Consider the following 19,203-nt stretch of genomic DNA (forward strand, 5'->3'; position numbering starts at 1 on the left):
GCTGGCTCAGTCGTCCCTCGCACCTGGCTCCTGGCCCGAGCTGGTCCATGCTCTGCGCGGGGCCGAGTCGGAGACCGCAACGCCCGAGCACAGCGAGCGGATTGCAGCCTCCGACTCTTTCCGCGCTCTGGGAGAGCGGACGAGTCCGGCTATCCGGCGCGGCCCTGGCGTCCCGGTGGGAGCAGCCCGCGGGCGCGGGCGCGGGTGACCCAGCCCTGCGCGGTGGAGAGCGCGACACCGCTGATGTCGGCCATCGTCGCTGACGGGTTCGGGTCGCCCTTGGCGGCGAGCCTGCCGTGCTGGAGGGCGACTAGCTCGTAGAAGTCGGGCGTCTTCTTCGGGTCACCAAGGGGCTTGAGCAAGTCGCGCTCGGACACCTTGCGGCCGGAGGGCAGGACGATCCTGCCGCCGGTGATCGTCTCGGTGCGTGTCATGGCGAACAGGCGCTTGTTGATCGCCGCCTCGATCCGGGCGGTCGGCAGCTCGCGGAGCAGTTGACTGGTGATCGGGTCGCCTGGTCGCCAGGGCAGGTAGACGACGCCGGTGATCCGCACCTCCTCGGGCACGGCGAACATCTGCCGCTGGAGGCGGATCAGCACGCGGGTCGCCGTGGCGGTGTGCTCGATGTAGCGCCAGCGCCCGTCGATCGTCTCGTTCGCCTCGGAGTCGAGCTGCGCCTGCCGCTGTCCCTCGGTGACCACATGGTCGTTGTAGCCCAGGATCGCGTCGATCTGCGCGCTCGCGTCGTCGTCCCGCTCGCCGGGGAACCTGGACGCGAGATGCCACCCGTCGGGCAAATCAGCGCGGACGATCAGGCCGTCGTAGGACTGATCGCCGGGGCGACGCAGGGATGCGGGCATGGCACGAGTCTAGCGAACCTGGGAGTTATCTCATGTAGTTGCGGTTATCTGCGTGGCGGTATAATCTCAAATATCCGCAACTATCTGATACGCGGAGGGGGCCAGGATGGGTGAGAGCGCGGAGGGCGTCGCGCAGACCGGGCCGGCGCCGCTGTTCTACTCCGAGGAGGAGACCGCCGCGCTGCTCGGCATCCACCGCACGACCCTGCGCGCCCTCGCCGTGTCCGGCCAGGCTCCGGTGGAGCCGATTCGGCTCACCCAGCACAAGCGCGTCTACCGACGCATCGACGTGGAGCGCCTGGCGGGGGTGGTCGAGTGATCGAGCCGCGCACCACCAAGGCAGGCAAGACCTACTACCTCGTCCGGGTGAAGTCCGGCCGCACGCTCGTGGCGTCCAAGTCGTTCGACACCAAGCGCGCGGCCGAAGTCTGGGAGCGCAAGCAGAAACACCTCATCGAAACGGGCCGACCCCTCGCGCCCAAGCGATCGTTCACGCTGCAAGAGCTGGTGACGATGTTCCTCGCCGCACGACAGGGCGGCAACCCGCACACCGTGGACACCGACCGCAACAACCTCGACGCGCTTCCCGCGAAGATGCTCACCCGGCCGCTCGCGTCCATCCAGGCCGACGACATCCGCTCCCACCTGCTCGGGGAGCTGCGCGGAGGCAAGGCCGCCTCGACCGTCGCCCGCGCCAAGACGACGCTGAGCGCGCTGTTCACCTACGCCGACGAACAGGGGCTCCTGCACCAGCCGCACCCGGTGCGGACCATGAAGAAGATTCCCGAGCTGGGCACCGTCGCCCTGCGCGCGGTGAACCCGAACGAGATTCCCTCCCCGCGCCGGGTCGCCGCGGTGCTCGCCGCCCTGCGTCAGCGCCGCTCGGATATCGCGGACGTGTTCGAGTTCATGTCTCTGACCGGCGTGCGTTGGGGCGAACTGCGCGCGATCCGCGTCCACTGGCTCTCCGAGGTGCCAATCCCTCAGCTCAACGTCGAGCGATCCCACTCCGACCGCTACGAGGAGAAGGCACCGAAGTCCTGGCGCGGCACGCGCCCCGTCCCGCTCTCGCCGCGCGCTCTGGCGATCTTCCGGCACTACGCGACGGGCAAGGCCGCCGACGACTACCTGTTCACCAACCAGCAAGGCGGTCAGCTCTCGGTGGGCGTCGCCCGCAAGTTCCCGCTCGGCTTCCGCCGCCACGCGCTCCGGCACTTCGCCGCATCGACCTGGCTGCGTCTCGGCACCCCGGTCCACGAGGTCGCGGAGTACCTGGGCGACGATGCGCGCACCGTGCTCGCGGTCTACGCGCACGTCCTCGGCGAAGGCCAGCGCCGCGACCACGTGCGCCGCCTCGCCGCCGCCGAGGACTTCGGCCGCAGCGGGGGTCACCTGGGGGTCACCTCGAAGGGTCCGAGCCTCGGACTCTGACCGCCAGCACCCAACAGTCGAGCCGCGAAAACGGCTCCTGACCTGGGAAAAATGGCGGAGACGGAGGGATTTGAACCCTCGGTCCCCTTACGGGGACTCCACCTTAGCAGGGTGGTGCACTAGGCCTGACTATGCGACGTCTCCAGGTGTCCGGGCGCGCAAGCGCACGGACACGCTCAGCAATCATAACCGAAGTGGACGGCGCGCCCGTCCCGGTCAGGCCGCGGCCGGCTCGTCGGACGGGATCCCGTAGATCAGGCGCCACTCACGTTCCAGCGCGTCTTCGAACTCGTCCACCTGGTCGTCCAGCTCGTCCATCAGTGCACCACCTCCCCTCCGCGCAGCATCTCCTCCGCGCGGCGGAAGAGCACATCCGGGTTCGGCACGATTTCGGTGGTGGGTCCATCCGACAGCCACGTGACTTCGTAGCGCCCCTTGCGGGGTCGTTCGACATAGGCGACGACGCTCGCGGCGTCCGCGGGATCGACGGCGAGGTCCCGCAGCCGCCACGCATCCTTGTCCAGCGGGTCGAGGATGAGGCGGGACGTGGCCGACATCGCTGTCAGCCCGGCGGTGTTCACGCCGCCACCGCCTTCCGTGTCTTCATCTCGATCGGTGCCTCGATGCGACCGTCGATCACGATGCCGTTCGCCGAGTTCGCCTCCTCGCCCAGCTGCTGCAGGAAGTCCCGCTCGATGACCGCCGGTTCCGCGCATTCGAACTCGAATCGCAGCGGAATCGCCGCGTGCATCCAGAGGGTGGTCCGGCCCGAGCCGGCCTGCTCTTCCGGCGAGATGAACGTCAGCGGAAAACTCTCTTGGCGGCGCAACTTCGTCGTCGCCACGACCCGCAGGTGGGCGAGCACGCGATCCGGAATCTCCAGCGGATCGCAACCGTATCCGTAATGCAACTGTCCCATGTCAGCGCTCCTATCGCTTGGGTGGTGGATGCCGGGATTCGGCGTATCAGGCCGCGCGCTGGCGGCGGTCACGGCGACGAAGGGCGAGCAGATCGGCGAGACCGCCCTGTCGCAACGGACGCACCTGGGGCACAAGGTCAACCCCGAGCGCCACGAACGGGGCGGCCACAGGGGCTTCGTGCGTCTCGGTCGATCGAACGTTCTGAGCCATTCTCTTCTCCCACTTTTCGCACCAACTAGGCAACTAAGTAAATGTGTATCACGGTTGGTGTACTACTTTCTACTTTTCTTAGATCCTGTGCTGTACGCTGTACTACTAAAGTTGGGAAACATCGGCGAGGAACTGGGACAACCGAGGGGGTCGCATGCCGAAGACAGTCGTACTTCACGAGGGTGAGCATCTGTACGCAGAAGAGCCGAGCACGGAGGCCGGCCGCCTGCTCAGCACCGCGATCCTGCATTTCCGCAACTCAGAGCGTGTGCAGACTGACCGATCGCTCGCCGCATCGGGAATGGCGTCCCTGGATCTCACCGCGCTGCGGTACCTGGTTCAGGGACATCGTGAGCAGCGCAACATCAGCCCCAAAGACCTCATGATCATGCTGGACACCTCCAGCGCCACCGTGACCAACGTGGTCGATCGCCTCGTGCGCCGCGGCTATGTCACACGACAGCAGCACCCCCACGACCGCCGCGCACACTTCCTCTTCCCCAGCCAGGAGGCGATCGACCACGTCGACCGGGTCTTCGGCGCACACCACTCCGCCATCGTCGAGGTCATCGAGACTCTGCCCCCGCACGAGGCGGAGATCGCCGCCGGGGTGATCGATCAGCTCACCGCCGCACTCGATCGCCTCGCGGCGCGCACCACCACCGCCTGACCTGCACGCGGCAGACCGAGTTCGCACCGCGTTGCGCGGAGCACGCCGCCGGGGTGCTTCCCCGGCATCCTTTCGCCGAGGTCAGCGCTCGGCGCGCGTGCAGGTGACCTGAGCCGCGGTCTGCCCCGGGATCACATCCGGCAGATCGACCGACTCATCGGGCGCCGGCGTCTGCGCGCCGTCGGGTGTCGTCGCGGGATCGGGGGTGACGTCGGGATCCGGGGTGGCCGTCGTGCCACCGCCGGGCGCCTCGGCCTCGCCGACCACCTCGACGCCGTTCCCGCCACTGGCCTCCCCCGTGAGCGTGAGGGCCTTGTTCTCGGCGAGGGCGGTGAACAGCACCTCGGCGGCGTCGTACACCGGCACGACGCGCGCCCCGCCGGTCGCATAGGCGGTCGGATACTGCACGAACACGATGTCCTCGTACTTGACGTTGCGCACAGCCATGGCGATCTGCACCATGCGCTGCGGGTTGGTCAGAGTGCTGCTGAGCACGAGCTGCCCCTGATTGACCTGCCGGACGGCGGTCGTGGCGAGGTTGAGCAGGGTGCCGGGGTTGCCCAGCACGCCGCCGGACTGCAGCTTGCGCACCATCGAGCTCATGAACTGCTGCTGGTTCGAGATGCGGCCGAGGTCGGAGCCGTCGCCGATGCCGTGGCGGATGCGGAGGAACTGCAGGGCCTCGTTGCCGACGAGCGTGTGGTTGCCGGCGGTCAGGTTGAGACCCGTGTGCTTGTCGCTGATGTCGTCTTCGACACACACGTCCACGCCGCCGATGGCGTCGGACATGTTGATCACGCCGGTCCAGCGGATCGCTGCGGCGTACTGGATGTCGACGCCGGTGAGCTCTTCGACCGTGAGCACAGTGCACGGCAGCCCGCCGTACATGTACGACGAGTTGATCATCTGCGCGCTCATGGCCGAATAGTTGCCGCCCTCACCGTCGGGGCAGGACGGGATCGGCACGACCATGTCGCGCGGGAAGGAGACGACCGTCACCCGGCGCGGGTCATCGCTGATGTGCACGAGCATGGTGACGTCGTTGCGCTCACCGCCGTCGTCGTGCTTGCACCGCGGGAAGAGCTCGAGATCCTGCCCCTCGCACGAGTCGGTGCCCACGACCAGCACGTTCACGCCGCCCTCGATCTCACCGAGCGTGGGCGGCAGCGTCGACTCGTCGTCGCCGATCGACACGCCGCTCTCATCGAGCGCACGCGCCGAATCCCAGACCGCGAACCCGCCGACCACCAGCGCGCTGACGATCACGACCGCGACCACCGCCGTCAGCACCTGCAGCAGCTGCACGAGCGGGTGCGGGGAGGTCAGGATGCCGTGGCGGGCGACGGGCTGTCGGCGCCGCGACGCCTTCTGCTCGGGGCTCTCGCTCACGGGCGTCCTTTCAGGGTGCGGAGGGTGTGGGATTCGAACCCACGGGACATTGCTGCCCACCGGTTTTCAAGACCGGATCCTTCGGCCGCTCGGACAACCCTCCCGATGATGCACGCGGCATCCATCGAACAGGGGTCGAGTCTAGTCGAGGACCGGCGACCAATTCTCGCGCAACCGGCTGTGGAGGCGCTGAATGACGCCGATCCCGGCGTGTGAGGCGGAACTCACATGCGCCGAGCAGAAACCTGCCGGGCTCGACCGGGCCGCGGCTACAGCCGACGCAGGACGTCGGCGACCCCGCCGGCCTGGACCGAGGCGGTGGTCTCACCGGCCTCGGCACGCACCTCTTCGGGGCCCTGCGCCATGGCGATCGCTCGGCCGCCGTGATCGCGCGCCCACCGCAGCATGCCGACGTCGTTGCGGCCGTCGCCCATGACCAGCACGTCCTCCGGACCGATGCCCAGCCACACCCGCACCCGTTCGAGAGCCGTCGACTTGTCGACGCCCTGCGGGGCGATGTCCAGCCATGCCGACCAGCCCACCGCGTAGGAGACCTCGTTCAGGCCGATGCGCGAGACCAGTTCGACGAAATCCTGGTCGGTGTCTTCGGGCGAGACGACGACCACGCGGCACACCGGCTGCGCGGCGAGTTCCTCGAACGGGACGCGTCGCGCGTTCTGCAGGTTCCAGTCGTCCATGAACTCCGTGTAGCGCCGCCTGCCGTCGGGCAGTTCCACGAGGTACCGCGCATCCGGCAGGTGCTCGCGCAGCAGGTGCAGCACCTCGGCAGGATCGAACGTCTCCACGTGTACGCGCTCGTAGTGCAGTTCCTCGCCGAAGTCGCCGTCCACGCGCTTGAGGGTCACCGCGCCGTTCGAGCACACCACATACTCCGGTGTGATCCCGAGCACCCGCAGGATGCCGCGCGTGCCCTCCCACGACCTGCCCGTCGCGAGCATGACCTCGTGCCCCGCCCGCTGCGCGTGGGCGATGGCATCCACCACCCCCGGGCTCAGCGACTCGTCCTCCAGCACCACCGTGCCGTCGACGTCGAGTGCGATGAGCAGGCGGGTCGAGACGACCGCGGGGTTCTCGGCGTCTTCGGCGATCTCCTCGACGATCTCGGCCGCGGTCTCGGGCCGGACGACCTCCACGGCCCCGGTCGGGGGCAGATGCGCGTCGTTCACGCGATCGACTCCGCGACCTCGAGCCCTCCCAGGTAGGGCCGCAGCACCTCGGGGATCACGACCGACCCGTCCGCCTGCTGGTGGGTCTCCAACAGCGCGACGATCCAGCGTGTGGTGGCCAGCGTGCCGTTGAGGGTCGCGACGAACTCGGTCTTGCCCGGCTGTCCGTCCACGAGCGGCCGGTGACGCACATCGAGACGCCGCGCCTGGTACGTGGTGCAGTTCGAGGTCGAGGTCAGCTCCCGGTACGCGCCTTGCGTGGGCACCCACGCCTCGACGTCGTACTTGCGGGCGGCCGACGAACCGAGGTCGCCTGCGGCGACGTCGATGACGCGGTATGCCAGCCCGAGGTCCTGCAGCATGGCCTCCTGCATCTCCACCAGCCGCAAGTGCTCGGCCTCGGCCTCGTCCTGCGTCGTGTAGACGAACATCTCCAGCTTGTTGAACTGGTGCATGCGGATGATGCCGCGGGTGTCCTTGCCGGCGGCGCCTGCTTCGCGCCGGTAGCAGGTCGACCAGCCGGCGTACCGCTTCGGGCCCGCCGACAGGTCGATGATCTCGTCCATGTGGTAGCCCGCCAGCGGCACCTCGCTGGTGCCGACCAGGTACAGGTCCTCACCGTCGAGGTGATAGACCTCGTCGGCGTGCTGCCCCAGGAACCCGGTGCCGCGCATGACCTCGGGACGCACGAGCGTCGGCGGGATCATGGGGATGAAGCCGGCCGCGACCGCCCGCTCGAGGCCCAGGTTCATGAGCGCGAGTTCGAGCCGCGCGCCGATGCCGGTGAGGAAGGTGAACCGGGCGCCCGAGACCTTCGCGCCGCGCTCCATGTCGATGGCGCCGAGCTTTTCGCCGAGTGCGAGGTGATCGCGCGGGTCGAAGTCGAACACGGCCGGCTCGCCGTGGGTGCGCAGAGTGACGAAGTCGTCCTCTCCCCCGGCCGGCACCCCTTCGATGATGATGTTCTCGATCCGCGCCATGGCTGCGGTGGCGGCCTCTTCGGCGGCGGTGACCGCGCGCTGGGCGTCCTTGACGTCGTCGCTGAGCTGCTTGGCTTGCGCCACCAGCGCTGCCTTCTGCTCCTTCGGCGCCTGTGCGACCTTCTTGCCGTGCGCGTTCTGCGTCGCCCGGAGTTCTTCGAACAGCGCCAGGGCGGCCCGGCGATCGCGGTCGGCGGCGATAGCGGCATCCACCGTGTCGGGCGACTCGCCCCGCGCCACCTGCGAGCGCTTGACCAGCTCGGGATTGTCTCGGAGGAGGGCGAGATCGATCATCCGGCAAGTCTACCGACGAGCCGCAAGGCTCCCCCGCGCGGCCGGGCGCTATCGTGACCATCATGACGGACGCTCCGAGCTCCCCCCGCCGCGCGGCACTGATCTGCAACCCGATCAAGGCGGACGCCGACGAGTTGCGCGCGACCGTCGTACGGTGCTCCGCCGAGGCGGGGTGGGCGGAGCCGCTGGATTTCGAGACCACCATCGACGACCTCGGTGACGACATCACGCGCGTGGCCCTGAAGGAGGGGGTCGATGCGGTGCTGGTGGCCGGCGGCGACGGCACCGTCCGCGCGGTGTCGGAGGCGATGAGCGGGTCTGGCGTGCCGCTGACGATCGTGCCCAGCGGCACCGGCAACCTGCTCGCCCGCAACCTGCGCCTGCCGCTGGACGATCCCGAGGCCATGGTGCGCGCGACCTTCGACGGTGAGACGCGTGCGATCGACGTCGGTTTCGCGGCGCTGCGCCGTCCGGACGGCGAGACGGTCGAGCACGCCTTCGTCGTCATGGGCGGGATGGGGCTGGATGCCGCGATGATCGCGAACACCAGTGGGGACCTCAAGAAGAAGGTCGGCTGGGTCGCGTACGTCGACGGCGCCGCACGGTCACTGGTCAACGCCAAGCCGTTCCCCGTCATGTACCAGGTGACCGGCCACCGGATGCACCGCGCCCAGGTGCAGAGCGTGCTCATCGCCAACTGCGGGTCGCTGCCGGCCGGTCTCGAGCTGATCCCTGAGGCCTCGGTCGCGGACGGACAGCTCGACTTCGCGATCTTCCAGCCCAAGAACCCGCTCGGCTGGCTGTTGGTGTGGCGGCGGGTGGCGTGGGACAACAGCGTGCTGCGCCGGTTCCGGGCCGGCCGCAAGATCCTGGCTCTGAGCACCCGGGACAACTCGATCCGCTACACGAAGGGCACCGGCATCGACGTGGCCGCCCAGGCCGCGCAGCCCGTGCAGCTCGACGGCGACGAGTTCGGCGAGGCCGTGCACCTGGCGGTGCGCGTCGCCGCCGGGTCGCTCATCGTCGCTGTTCCGCACGGGCACCGCGCGCTGGAGCCTGCGGCCGCGCCGGAGGCCGTGCCGGTCTGAGGCGCCGAGGCACCGGTCTGAGGCGCCCAGGCACCGGCATCCACTCACTGGCCGGAATGCCGGATGCCGGACCCGGGTTGTCCCTGGGGATGAGTACTCCCGACCGCCCCGCCCTGTCCGTCCTCGACCTTGTGCCCGTGCGTACCGGGCAGACCAGCGCGCAAGCGGTCGCGGCTTCACTCGCCCTCGCGCAGCGCGCCGACGAGCTGGGCTACCGGCGGTACTGGTTCGCCGAGCACCACAACATGCCGGCGGTCGCCTCGACCACCCCGCCGGTGCTCGCGGCCGCGGCCGCCGTGCGCACCACCCGGGTGCGAGTCGGGTCGGGCGGCGTGATGCTGCCCAACCACTCCCCGCTCGTGGTCGCCGAGCAGTTCGCGGCGCTCGAGGCGCTGGCGCCGGGACGGGTCGACCTCGGCATCGGGCGGGCGCCCGGCAGCGACCCGGTCATCACCCAACTGCTGCGCATGTCGGGCACCACGAGCGACGTCGAGCGCTTCCCCGAGCACATCCGCGACATCATCTCGCTGCTGTCGGCCGACGGCGCCACCGTGCGATTCACATCGGGCGGTACGTACGACGTGCACGCGACGCCGACGGCCACGAGCGCGCCGGAAGTGTGGCTGCTCGGGTCGAGCGACTACTCCGCGCAGTTGGCCGCAGCCCTCGGGCTGCCCTACGTGTTCGCGAACCACTTCTCCGGCGAGGGGCTCGAGCGGGCCCTGGACCTGTACCGCTCGCAGTTCCAGCCCTCGGCGACGCTCGCCGCGCCCCGCACGTTCCTCACCGCGAACGTCGTGGCCGCCGCGACGATCGAAGAGGCCGAGGCACGGGCGCTCCCCCAGATCCGGATGATGGCGCGCTTGCGTGGCAACCGGCCGCTCGTGGCGCTGGAGACCGTCGAGCAGGCGGCTGCCGCCGAGGCGGCCGACGGGCTGGGCGCACCGATCATCGACGCGATCCGTCGGCGCTGGTTCATGGGCACCGGGGCCGACGTCCCCAGCCGCATCGCGGCGTTCGCCGCGCAGTACGACGTCGACGAGGTGATGATCTCGCCGGTCGCCGGCGCCTACCACGACGAGCCGATGGACGCCCCGGGCGGCCGCGCCGCCACCCTCGAACTCGCCGCCGGCTGAGCCGGCCGACGCGGTTGCGGCCACGAAGCACCCGGCTGCAGTGATCCGGCTGCTCGCCTGTCACAAACGGCGGGTGCGATGCGCACTTTGTGACAGGCGAAGCACTAGGCGAGTGATCCGGGCGCGGCTGCGGCCGCGAAGCGCCCGGCGAATGATCCGGCGGTCCGGCTGTCACAAATGGCGGGTGCGATGCGCAATCTGTGACAGGGGAAGTGCTCGGCGAGCGATCCGACTGCGGCTGCAAAGCACCCGGCGACTGGCCCGGCTGCTCGGCTGTCACAAAGGGCGGGTGCGGGGCGCACTTTGTGACAGGCGAAGCACTCGAAGTCGCGACAGGGGAAGCGCCCGAAGTCGCGAGAGGGGAAGCGCCCGAAGTCGCGACAGGGGAAGTGCCCGAAGCGCCAGGTCAGGCGTCGGGCTCGCCGGAGATGAGGCCGCGGAGCCAGTCGCGGGCTTCGACGAACACGTCGTCGGAGTAGCGCTCCGGGTACCGCACGATCGCGCGGTCGGCGCGCGGGTACGACCCGAGGAAGATCACCTTCGGGGAGAACCGCCGCAGGCCCAGCAACGCGTCGGCCATGCGCTCGTCGTGAATGTGTCCGTCGGCGTCGATGACGAACCGGTAGCGGCCCAGCGCGTCGCCGATGGGGCGCGAGGCCAGCAACGACAGGTTGATGCCGCGGGTCGCGAACTGCTCGAGCAGCTCGAGCAGGGCGCCCGGGTGGTCCTCGGGCAGCTCGACGATGAGCGACGTCTTGTCGGCCCCGGTGGGTTCCGCCGGCGCGACGGTGCGGCTCACGAGCACGAACCGCGTCACGGCGCTCTCGTTGTCGCCGATGTGCTCGGCCAGCAGTTCGAGATCGTAGTGCTCGAGGATGCCGGGCGGCGCGATCGCGGCATCCGCATCGCTGATGCCGTCGACGATGCCGACGGCCGAGGCCACGTTGCTGGCCGCCGGGATGTGCGCGTGCTCGGGCAGATGAGTGCTCAGCCAGCGCAGGCACTGCGCGTATGCGACCGGGTGGGCGGCCACGAGCGACACGTCTTCGAGTCGCTGACCGGGCCGGCTGACCAGCACGAAGTCGACGGGGACGAGGTACTCCCCCACGATGCGCAGCCCGGGCGTGGTGGCCAGCGCGTCCTGCGCGGTGGAGACCCCGCCGTCGACGGAGTTCTCGATGGCGATCATCGCGGCATCCGATCGCCCTTCGACGACGTCGGCGAGCGCTTCGCCGACGTTGCGCACCGGCTTCCAGACCTGGTCGCGGGCTTCGGGCACCTGCGCGAGCGCGGCCTCGGTGAAGGTCCCGGCCGGTCCGAGGTAGCTGTAGGTGCGACGGACGGGCGCGGCGGGATCGGTACTCACGGGGGTCAAGCCTAGCCGTCGGGGTTCGTACCCGGCCATGACATCACGGCCCTGAAAGAGGCAGACTGAGTCCATGAGCCGCGCAGGACAGCCCGCTGAAGCATCCGATCTGATCGACGTCGATGAACTTATCAACGCGTACTACGACCGCAAACCGGATGCTGCGGTGCCGGCCCAGCGGGTCGCGTTCGGCACGAGCGGGCACCGCGGATCGTCGCTGACGGCGAGCTTCAACGAGGACCACATCCTGGCCACGACCCAGGCGATCGTCGACTACCGACGTGAGCAGGGCATCACCGGCCCCCTGTTCCTCGGCCGCGACACCCACGGCCTGTCCCGCCCGGCCGAGCGTTCGGCCATCGAAGTGCTCGTCGGCAACGGCATCGATGTGCGCGTGGACGCCCGCGACTCGTGGGTGCCCACTCCGGCGCTGTCGCACGCGATCCTCACCCACAACCGCGGCCGCACCGCCGACGACCCCGGCCGCGCCGACGGGATCGTCGTCACTCCCTCGCACAACCCGCCGCGCGACGGCGGCTTCAAGTACAACCCGCCGCACGGCGGCCCGGCCGACACCGATGCGACCGGCTGGATCGCCGACCGGGCCAACGCGTTGATCGAGGCCGGCCTGGAGGGCGTTGTCCGCACGCGGTTCGCCGACATCGACACCGCGACGCTGGGCAGCCATGACTTCCGCGAGGCCTACGTCGCGGACCTGAAGGACATCATCGACGTCGAGGCGATCCGGCGTGCAGGCGTGCGCATCGGCGCCGACCCGCTCGGTGGCGCCTCGGTCGAGTACTGGGCGCTGATCGGCGAGCGCTACGGCCTCGACCTGACGGTCGTGAACCCCGACGTCGACCCGACGTGGCGGTTCATGACCCTGGACTGGGACGAGAAGATTCGGATGGATCCCTCGTCGCCGTCGGCGATGGCGGCGCTGGTGGCACGCCGCGACGAGTACGACATCCTCACCGGCAACGACGCCGACGCCGATCGGCACGGCATCGTCACTCCGGATGCCGGGCTCATGAACCCGAACCACTACCTCGCCGTCGCGATCGACTACCTCTTCCGCCACCGCCCGGGCTGGCCCGCGGACGCCGCCGTCGGCAAGACCCTCGTGTCGTCGATGATCATCGACCGCGTGGCCGCCTCGCTCGGACGCCGCCTGCTCGAAGTGCCCGTCGGCTTCAAGTGGTTCGTCCCCGGTCTGCTCGACGGCTCGGTCGCGTTCGGCGGCGAGGAGTCGGCGGGCGCGTCGTTCCTCCGTTCGGACGGCACCGTGTGGACCACCGACAAGGACGGCATCCTGCTGTGCCTGCTGGCGGCCGAGATCCTCGCGGTCACCGGGAAGACGCCCTCCCAGCGCTACGCCGAACTGGAGGCAGAGTTCGGCGCCTCGGCGTACCAGCGCGTGGACGCCCCGGCATCCCCCGCGCAGAAGGCGGCATTGGCGAAGCTGTCGCCCGATGCCGTCACCGCCGACACGTTGGCCGGCGAGCCGATCACCGCGAAGCTGTCCCACGCGCCCGGCAACGGCGCCGCGATCGGCGGGGTGAAGGTGCAGACCGAGCACGCGTGGTTCGCCGCCCGGCCGTCGGGCACCGAGGACGTGTACAAGCTCTACGCCGAATCCCTGCGCGGGCCCGAGCACCTCGCCGAGGTGCAGGAGGAGGCGCGGGCAGTCGTGGCGGCCGCGCTCGACGCGGGCTGACCCGGGCCGGCCGGCGTGGTAGGCCCAGCGTCACGTGAAACTTGGCGCGAACATGGGGTATTTCGCCCAGGAATGCCATACACGCGCCAAGTTGCGCAGCGGGGCCAAGGTCTGGGATGCGTCAACTTGACGCAAACATGGGGTATTGCGCCCGGGTAACCCCCACACGCGTCAAATTGCGCAGCGGGGCCAGGTCTGGGCGCGGGAAGTTGGCGCAAACACGGGGTATTGCGCAGGAGTAACCCCCATGCGCGCCAACTTACGCAGCGGGGGTCAGCGCTCGGCGGCGAAGGCCTCGGCCAGCGCGACGCCGGCGGCGTGCAGCCAGCGAGCGGGCTCTGCTTGCGAGGCCGCGGGGCCACCGGCCAACACGCTGAGTGAGAAGGATGCCGTGAACGCCGACAGGTCGGCATCCTCGGCGATGCGGCCCGCGACCAGGGCGACGGGCACGCCGGCGGCGGCAGCCAGATCGGCCACGAAAGCCGGCACCTTGCCGGCCGCGGACTGGCCGTCGAATGATCCCTCGCCGGTGACCACGAGGTCGGCGCCCGCGAGGGCCTCGCGCAGCCTGATGAGCTCGGCGACCTGCGCGGCGCCGGGCACAAGCTGGGCGCCCCAGGCGTGGAGGGCGAACCCGGTACCTCCGGCGGCGCCCGTCCCCGGTGCGGTCGGATCGATCCGCGCCCCCGCACCGGACGCGCCCGCCACCGCACCCGCCGCGCCGGTCGCTTCAGCTGTATCCGCCGCGCGAGTCACCTCCCCCGCATCGGCACCACCAGGCACGGTCCCCACGTCGCCCGCACCGGCGCCACCGGCCACCGCCGGGCCCGCAGCCACGCCACCCGCCACGTCCGCCGCGGCCGACACCAGCGCGGCGAACCGCGCCAGCGCCGCGTCGGCGCGCGCCACGCCATCGGCGTCGAGCCCCTTCTGCGGGCCGAACACGGCGGCGGCCCCCGAGGGACCGAGCAGCGGGTTGGTGACATCCGTGAGCACCAGCGCGCTGGCGGCCGGGAGCGGCCGGCATCCACTCATGTCGACCCGGTCCGCGTCCTCGAGCCCGCGGGCGCCCGCCGCCACGGGCCGGTCGTCGGCGTCGAGCACCCGGGCGCCCAACGCCATCAGCATGCCGGCTCCGCCGTCGGTCGACGCGCTCGATCCGATGCCGAGCACGAGCCGCGTCACGCCGTGGTCGAGGGCGGCGGCGATGGCCTGACCGAAGCCGTAGGTGTCCGTGTCCCAGGGCAGCCGCTGCTCCCCGAGCAGTTCGATGCCGCTGGTCGAGGCCAGTTCGACCACCCCGGTGCCGTCCGGCAGCAGCAGCCAGTGCGCATCGACGTCGCCGCCCTGCGGCCCCCGCACCACCACGGGCATTCGTCGCGCGCCCGGGACGGCGGCCGCGAACGCCGCCACCGTGCCCTCGCCACCATCGGCCATGGGTCGGGCGACGACGTCGACCGACTCCTCGACCGAGCGCCACCCGTCGGCCACCGCGGCCACGGCATCGGCGGCGGTGATCGAGCCCTTGAAGCTGTCGAGGGCGAAGACGACGCGGGTCACGCGGGCACCGCGATCAGCGGGCGGGCGTGCTGTCGCGCAGCAGCACGTCGAGCCGCAGCGGCGCCTCGCCGTCGTGCCAGTCGGCGTCGACGGCGGCGCGCAGCGCCCGGTAGCCGAGCTCTTCGAGCGGCACCCGCACGGTCGTCAGCGCGGGTGACACGTCGCGGCCGGTCGGGATGTCGTCGAAGCCGCACAGGGCGATGTCGGGTCCGGGCTCCCGCCCCGCGGCGCGCACGGCCGTCAGGGCTCCGATGGCGACGACGTCGCTGATGCCGAACACCACCGTGCCCGACTCGACCCCGTCGGCCAGCGCCTGCGCCATGAGCTCGGCCCCGGCCTCGCGGGTGAAGCCGCCGCGGTAAACGCGGGGTTCGCGGCCGCCGCCGGCGGTGAACCCGGCGGTGAACCCGGCCAGACGCGCGTCGCTGGTCACGACGCCGTCGGCGGCGGCCAGCACGATCGCGTCGCGGTACCCCCGGTCGGCCAGCGCGGCGCCCAACGCCTGCGCACCCCCATGATTGTCGATCGTGATCGCCCGGACGGTGTCGGATCCGGTGCCCAGCGCCACGACGCGGCCGCCGGCGGCGGCGACGAGGTCGAGCTCACGGGCCAGGTCCGGCGCGATCTCGTGCGAGGCGCGGGAGGCCGCGAGGATCACCCCGCGGGGACGCTGACCGCGCAACGCCCGCACGACCTGCACTTCGCGCTCGGGGTCGCGCTCGGTGATCGCGATGGTCATCACCAGTCCGGCCTCGTCGGCGCCGCGGGCCACGCCCGAGGCGATGATGCCGAAGTAGGGGTCGGCGATGTCGGCCACCAGCAGCGCGATGACGGCACTTGTGCCGCGCGCGGTGGCCTGGGCCGACAGGTTGGCCGTGTAGCCGAGCTTGGCGGCGGCCGCTTCGACCCGGTCGCGGTAGGACTGCGCGACCTGCCGCGTCGAGCCGTTGAGCACGCGTGAGGCGGTCGCCAGGGACACACCGGCCTCGCGCGCCACATCGTGGAGCGTCGCGGAACGGCTGCGGGCGGAGACGTCGGTCACGATCGTGAGTCTAGGCCGTGAGGTGGGGGGACACCGCGGAGGCGAAGCCCACGGCGGTGCGCTTCACGGCCTCGAGCGGGTCGGTGGCCCAGATGTCCTCGTTGAACAGTTCGACCTCGATGTCGCGGTCATAACCGGTGGCCAGGACGGCGCGGGTCATCGGCCCGAAGTCGATGACCCCGTCGCCCGGGTAGTGTCGACCCAGCAGCACGTCGGCCGGCAGCGGCGTCTTCCAGTCGCACACCTGGTAGGTCGCGATGCGGCCCTCCGCGCCGGCGCGGGCGATGGATGCCAGCACCTCGGGGTCCCACCAGATGTGGAACGTGTCGACGGTCACACCGACGACGGCGGGGTCGAAGTCGGCGGCGATGTCGAGCGCCTGGTTCAGCGTGGACACGACGCAGCGGTCGGACGCGTACATAGGGTGCAGCGGCTCGATGGCGAGGGTCACCCCGGCGGCGGACGCGTCGCCGGCGAGCTCGCCGATCGCGTCGCGCACCCGCTCACGCGCGCCGACCAGGTCACGCGATCCGTCGGGCAGGCCCCCCGCGACCAGCACGAGCACGGCCGTGGACCCCTCCGCGCCGGCGGCGGCCAGCGCCGCGGTCTCCTCGATCGCGACCCGGTTGTCATCGAGCGCGGCCCGACGCGCCGACCCCTCCGGCAGGGTGAAGAACCCGCCGCGGCAGTGCGTGGTCAGCCGCAGCCCGGAGTCGGTGAGCATCTGGGCGGCGGTGGCCAGCCCGACCTCCTGCACCGGCTCGCGCCAGGTGCCGGTGGCCTGCACGCCGGCCTCGGCGGTCACGCGCAGCGCGGTGGCCAGATCGGCGTGCTTGACGGTGGCCTGGTTGATCGACAGGCGCGGGTCGGGGGTGGTCATCGGTGACTCCGTTCGGGGTGGGAAGAGGGCAGACGGCTCAGGCATCCAGGCCGTTGAGACGCAGCAGACCGTGCCAGCGCTCAGCCGCCAGGGCCGGCCGCTCGAAGGCCTTCGCGGCGTTGGCCAGCTCGACGATGCGCGACAGGTGGGGCAGGCTCCGTGCCGAGTGCAGTCCGCCGACCATCTGGAAGGCGGGCTGGTGGCCGTTGAGCCACGAAAGGAACGCGACACCCGTCTTGTAGTAGAACGTCGGCGCGGCGAACACCTGGCGGCTCAGCTCCTCGGTCGGCCCGAGGACCTGAAGGTAGCGGGCCGGGTCCCCGGCATCCAGCGCCTGGATGGCCGCCGAGGCGACCGGGGCCAGCGCCGCGAACGCGCCCAGCAGCGCGTCGGAGTGTTGACGGGGCGACGCGGGGTCGCGCTCGGGCTGTGTGGCCTCGGGCACGTCGGCGCCGCCGATGAGTCCGACGTAGTTGAAGTCGTCACCGGTGAACATGCGCACCGTTTCGGGCAGCCGCTGGCGCACCGACACCTCGGACTCGGCGTTGAGCAGGCTCATCTTCACGCCCGCGACCTTGTCGACGCTCTCTCCGATGATCTCCAGCAGCACGTCGGACGCCGCGCCCCACTCGGTGCTGCCGAAGTAGCCCTCCAGCTGCGGGTCGAACGCGGTGCCCAGCCAGTGCAGCACGACGGGGGTGGATGCCGCGGCGAGCACCTCGCGGTACACGTGACGGTAGTCGTCGGCCGACGTCGCGACCCGGGCGAGGTGGCGGGACGCCATGAGGACCGGCCCGGCCCCCTGCTCCTCGGCGAAGTGCAGTTGCTGCGTGTAGGCATCGATGATCTGCGCCAGCGAGATGCGGTCGTCGTCGACGTGGTCCGTGTTCACGCCGACGACGACCGAGCCCGACTCCTCGCGGGCGACCTCGGCCGAGCGGGCGATCAGCTCGCGGGTGGCCGCGGCATCCAGGCCCATGTTGCGCTGCGCGGTGTCCATGGCGTCGGCGACGCCGAGTCCCCAGGAGTACACGTTGCGCCGGAAGGCGAGGGTGGCGTCCCAGTCGATCTGGGCCGGGCGGCCCGGGGTGTTGTCGCCGTGCACGACCGGCACCACGTGCGCGGCGGCGTAGGCCACGCGGCTGCGCAGCGGCCCGGACGGCCGGGAGTAGCCGGACGTGTCGACCAATGCCGTGCGGGTCAGTCCGCCGTCGGCGGCGAGGAGGGTCAGATCGGTCATGGTCAGTCCAGGGTCAGCGCCGGCAGCTCGACTTTGCGGCCCTCACGGCTCGACTGCAGGCCGGCCTCGGCCAGCAGCACACCGCGCGCGCCGGCGAGCAGGTCGTACTCGTACTCGGTGCCCAGCACGCACGAGGCGAGGAACTCCTCCCACTGCTGGCGGAAGCCGTTCTGGAACACATCGTTGGTCGGCACGGCGGCCCAGTCGGCGTCGTAGTCGTGGTCGTCGGCCAGGTCGGGGTTCCACACCGGCTTGGGGGTCGCGTTGCGGTGCTGGATCTTCGCACCGAACAGGCCCACCACCGCCGACCCGTGCGTGCCGTCGACGTGGAACTCGACGAGCTCGTCGCGGTTGACGCGCGTGGTCCAGCTCGAGTTGATCTGCGCGATGACGCCGCCGTCGAGCTCGAACACGCCGTAGGCGGCGTCTTCCGCGGTGGCGTTGTAGTGCTCACCCCGCTCGTCCCAGCGGTCGGCGATGTGCACGGCGGCCTGTGCGTAGACCGACTTCACGCCGCCGAACAGGTTCTCGAGGATGTAGTTCCAGTGCGGGAACATGTCGACGATGATGCCGCCGCCGTCTTCGGTGCGGTAGTTCCAGCTGGGGCGCTGGGCGGGCTGCCAGTCGCCCTCGAAGACCCAGTAGCCGAACTCGCCGCGCACCGAGAGGATGCGGCCGAAGAAGCCCGAGTCGATCAGGCGGCGCAGCTTCAGCAGACCGGGCAGGTACAGCTTGTCGTGCACGACGCCGGTCTTCACGCCCGCCGCGGCGGCGAGTTTGGCGAGCTCGAGCGCCTCGTCGACCGACTCGGCGGTGGGCTTCTCGGTGTAGATGGTCTTGCCGGCGGCGATCGCCTTGCGCAGCGCCGCGGCGCGCGCCTTGGTCACGAGGAAGTCGGCGTAGATCTCCCACCGCGGGTCGGCGAGGGCGGCGTCGAGGTCGGTCGTGTAGTCCTCGATGCCGTGCTGGGCAGCGATCTCGGCGAGCTTGCCCTCACTGCGGCCGACCAGCAGCGGCTTGACGGTGATCTTCGTGCCGTCGGGCAGCTCGATGCCACCCTGGTCGCGGATCGCGAGAATCGAGCGCACCAGGTGCTGGCGGTAGCCCATGCGGCCCGAGACGCCGTTCATGATGATGCCGATCTCGCGCACGTCGGGGCGAGTGGATGCCGCGGGGGCGGCCAAGGTGGTCGTCTCTGACACTGTGCTTCCTTCGTTCATTGCCACCACTAGC

18 protein-coding genes and 2 tRNA genes are annotated in these 19,203 nt (G+C 70.6%); 6 read left to right on the forward strand and 14 right to left on the reverse strand.

The window, feature by feature from the left end:
- Positions 1-149: 149 nt before the first annotated feature.
- Complete coding sequence (locus tag ACQ143_RS05155; RefSeq protein WP_247961562.1) at positions 150-860, reverse strand: hypothetical protein; 711 nt, start codon at positions 858-860, stop codon at positions 150-152.
- A gap of 106 nt (positions 861-966) precedes the next feature.
- Here ACQ143_RS05155 and ACQ143_RS05160 point away from each other — a divergent pair, with 106 nt between their 5' ends.
- Together ACQ143_RS05160 and ACQ143_RS05165 are read left to right on the forward strand one after the other, a co-directional pair.
- On the forward strand, positions 967-1,179 hold the full coding sequence (locus ACQ143_RS05160) for a helix-turn-helix transcriptional regulator (protein WP_247961563.1): 213 nt from the start codon (positions 967-969) through the stop codon (positions 1,177-1,179).
- On the forward strand, positions 1,176-2,291 hold the full coding sequence (locus ACQ143_RS05165; RefSeq protein WP_449569642.1) for a tyrosine-type recombinase/integrase: 1,116 nt from the start codon (positions 1,176-1,178) through the stop codon (positions 2,289-2,291). Before ACQ143_RS05160 ends, ACQ143_RS05165 begins: the two co-directional genes overlap by 4 nt.
- 52 nt (positions 2,292-2,343) lie before the next feature.
- On the opposite strand, the gene ACQ143_RS05170 is transcribed toward ACQ143_RS05165, so the two are convergent.
- The 3 genes from ACQ143_RS05170 to ACQ143_RS05180 all read right to left on the reverse strand — a co-directional run bounded on the left by ACQ143_RS05170 (position 2,344) and on the right by ACQ143_RS05180 (position 3,282).
- A tRNA-Ser gene (locus ACQ143_RS05170) sits at positions 2,344-2,435 on the reverse strand.
- Positions 2,436-2,608: 173 nt separating this feature from the next.
- Positions 2,609-2,872 carry a hypothetical protein gene (locus ACQ143_RS05175; protein ID WP_449569643.1) on the reverse strand — a complete coding sequence of 88 codons (264 nt, stop codon included), beginning with the start codon at positions 2,870-2,872 and terminating at the stop codon, positions 2,609-2,611.
- Positions 2,869-3,282: a DUF7882 family protein gene (locus tag ACQ143_RS05180; RefSeq protein ID WP_449569644.1), complete on the reverse strand. Its 414-nt coding sequence runs from the start codon at positions 3,280-3,282 to the stop codon at positions 2,869-2,871. The genes ACQ143_RS05175 and ACQ143_RS05180 overlap by 4 nt, the downstream gene beginning before the upstream one ends.
- Positions 3,283-3,575: 293 nt before the next feature.
- Between ACQ143_RS05180 and ACQ143_RS05185 the strand changes: the two genes are divergently transcribed.
- The gene (locus ACQ143_RS05185; protein ID WP_449569645.1) at positions 3,576-4,091 is read left to right on the forward strand and encodes a MarR family winged helix-turn-helix transcriptional regulator; all 516 of its coding nucleotides are present in this window, start codon (positions 3,576-3,578) and stop codon (positions 4,089-4,091) included.
- 81 nt (positions 4,092-4,172) lie between these two features.
- Here ACQ143_RS05185 and ACQ143_RS05190 read toward each other — a convergent pair whose 3' ends face one another.
- The 4 genes from ACQ143_RS05190 to serS form a co-directional block, all read right to left on the reverse strand.
- Positions 4,173-5,480, reverse strand: coding sequence for an LCP family glycopolymer transferase (locus ACQ143_RS05190; RefSeq protein WP_449569646.1), 1,308 nt, complete (start codon positions 5,478-5,480; stop codon positions 4,173-4,175).
- 18 nt (positions 5,481-5,498) lie between these two features.
- Positions 5,499-5,583, reverse strand: a tRNA-Ser gene (locus ACQ143_RS05195).
- A 166-nt stretch (positions 5,584-5,749) separates the two neighbouring features.
- Positions 5,750-6,667: an HAD family hydrolase gene (locus tag ACQ143_RS05200; RefSeq protein WP_449569647.1), complete on the reverse strand. Its 918-nt coding sequence runs from the start codon at positions 6,665-6,667 to the stop codon at positions 5,750-5,752.
- Complete coding sequence (gene serS, locus ACQ143_RS05205; RefSeq protein WP_449569648.1) at positions 6,664-7,941, reverse strand: serine--tRNA ligase; 1,278 nt, start codon at positions 7,939-7,941, stop codon at positions 6,664-6,666. The genes ACQ143_RS05200 and serS overlap by 4 nt, the downstream gene beginning before the upstream one ends.
- A 62-nt stretch (positions 7,942-8,003) precedes the next feature.
- Between serS and ACQ143_RS05210 the strand changes: the two genes are divergently transcribed.
- Both ACQ143_RS05210 and ACQ143_RS05215 read left to right on the forward strand, forming a co-directional pair.
- On the forward strand, positions 8,004-9,029 hold the full coding sequence (locus ACQ143_RS05210; RefSeq protein WP_449569649.1) for a diacylglycerol/lipid kinase family protein: 1,026 nt from the start codon (positions 8,004-8,006) through the stop codon (positions 9,027-9,029).
- 89 nt (positions 9,030-9,118) lie between these two features.
- Positions 9,119-10,165, forward strand: coding sequence for an MsnO8 family LLM class oxidoreductase (locus ACQ143_RS05215; RefSeq protein ID WP_449569650.1), 1,047 nt, complete (start codon positions 9,119-9,121; stop codon positions 10,163-10,165).
- Positions 10,166-10,571: 406 nt separating this feature from the next.
- Here the strand turns inward: ACQ143_RS05215 and pheA are convergent, their stop codons facing one another.
- The gene (pheA, locus tag ACQ143_RS05220) at positions 10,572-11,570 is read right to left on the reverse strand and encodes a prephenate dehydratase (protein WP_449569651.1); all 999 of its coding nucleotides are present in this window, start codon (positions 11,568-11,570) and stop codon (positions 10,572-10,574) included.
- 34 nt (positions 11,571-11,604) lie between these two features.
- Between pheA and pgm the strand changes: the two genes are divergently transcribed.
- Positions 11,605-13,248, forward strand: a complete 1,644-nt coding sequence (gene pgm, locus ACQ143_RS05225) for a phosphoglucomutase (alpha-D-glucose-1,6-bisphosphate-dependent) (RefSeq protein WP_449569652.1) — start codon at positions 11,605-11,607, stop codon at positions 13,246-13,248.
- 273 nt (positions 13,249-13,521) lie between these two features.
- Here pgm and ACQ143_RS05230 read toward each other — a convergent pair whose 3' ends face one another.
- Genes ACQ143_RS05230 through ACQ143_RS05250 form a run of 5 tightly spaced genes read right to left on the reverse strand, consistent with a single transcriptional unit; the run spans position 13,522 to position 19,100 of the window.
- A complete protein-coding gene (locus ACQ143_RS05230) occupies positions 13,522-14,808 on the reverse strand; it encodes a glycerate kinase (RefSeq protein ID WP_449569653.1) in 1,287 nt (428 codons plus the stop codon).
- A gap of 13 nt (positions 14,809-14,821) precedes the next feature.
- Positions 14,822-15,850 (reverse strand): LacI family DNA-binding transcriptional regulator, encoded by a 1,029-nt coding sequence (locus ACQ143_RS05235; protein WP_449569654.1) that lies wholly within the window; start codon positions 15,848-15,850, stop codon positions 14,822-14,824.
- Between the two features lie 10 nt (positions 15,851-15,860).
- Positions 15,861-16,730 (reverse strand): sugar phosphate isomerase/epimerase family protein, encoded by an 870-nt coding sequence (locus ACQ143_RS05240; RefSeq protein ID WP_449569655.1) that lies wholly within the window; start codon positions 16,728-16,730, stop codon positions 15,861-15,863.
- Positions 16,731-16,767: 37 nt separating this feature from the next.
- Positions 16,768-17,970, reverse strand: coding sequence for a DUF993 family protein (locus ACQ143_RS05245; RefSeq protein ID WP_449569656.1), 1,203 nt, complete (start codon positions 17,968-17,970; stop codon positions 16,768-16,770).
- Positions 17,971-17,972: 2 nt separating this feature from the next.
- Complete coding sequence (locus ACQ143_RS05250; RefSeq protein WP_449570129.1) at positions 17,973-19,100, reverse strand: Gfo/Idh/MocA family protein; 1,128 nt, start codon at positions 19,098-19,100, stop codon at positions 17,973-17,975.
- Between the last annotated feature and the right edge of the window lie 103 nt (positions 19,101-19,203).

It is taken from the genome of Microbacterium pollutisoli (genome assembly GCF_053586795.1).

Coding starts and splice junctions, on each gene's coding strand:
- ACQ143_RS05155 (WP_247961562.1), bottom strand. CDS start 860: ATGCCCGCATCCCTGCGTCGCCCCGGCGATCAGTCCTACGACGGCCTG.
- ACQ143_RS05160 (WP_247961563.1), top strand. CDS start 967: ATGGGTGAGAGCGCGGAGGGCGTCGCGCAGACCGGGCCGGCGCCGCTG.
- ACQ143_RS05185 (WP_449569645.1), top strand. CDS start 3,576: ATGCCGAAGACAGTCGTACTTCACGAGGGTGAGCATCTGTACGCAGAA.
- serS (WP_449569648.1), bottom strand. CDS start 7,941: ATGATCGATCTCGCCCTCCTCCGAGACAATCCCGAGCTGGTCAAGCGC.
- ACQ143_RS05210 (WP_449569649.1), top strand. CDS start 8,004: ATGACGGACGCTCCGAGCTCCCCCCGCCGCGCGGCACTGATCTGCAAC.
- ACQ143_RS05215 (WP_449569650.1), top strand. CDS start 9,119: ATGAGTACTCCCGACCGCCCCGCCCTGTCCGTCCTCGACCTTGTGCCC.
- pheA (WP_449569651.1), bottom strand. CDS start 11,570: ATGGCCGGGTACGAACCCCGACGGCTAGGCTTGACCCCCGTGAGTACC.
- pgm (WP_449569652.1), top strand. CDS start 11,605: ATGAGCCGCGCAGGACAGCCCGCTGAAGCATCCGATCTGATCGACGTC.
- ACQ143_RS05240 (WP_449569655.1), bottom strand. CDS start 16,730: ATGACCACCCCCGACCCGCGCCTGTCGATCAACCAGGCCACCGTCAAG.
- ACQ143_RS05245 (WP_449569656.1), bottom strand. CDS start 17,970: ATGACCGATCTGACCCTCCTCGCCGCCGACGGCGGACTGACCCGCACG.
- ACQ143_RS05250 (WP_449570129.1), bottom strand. CDS start 19,100: ATGAACGGCGTCTCGGGCCGCATGGGCTACCGCCAGCACCTGGTGCGC.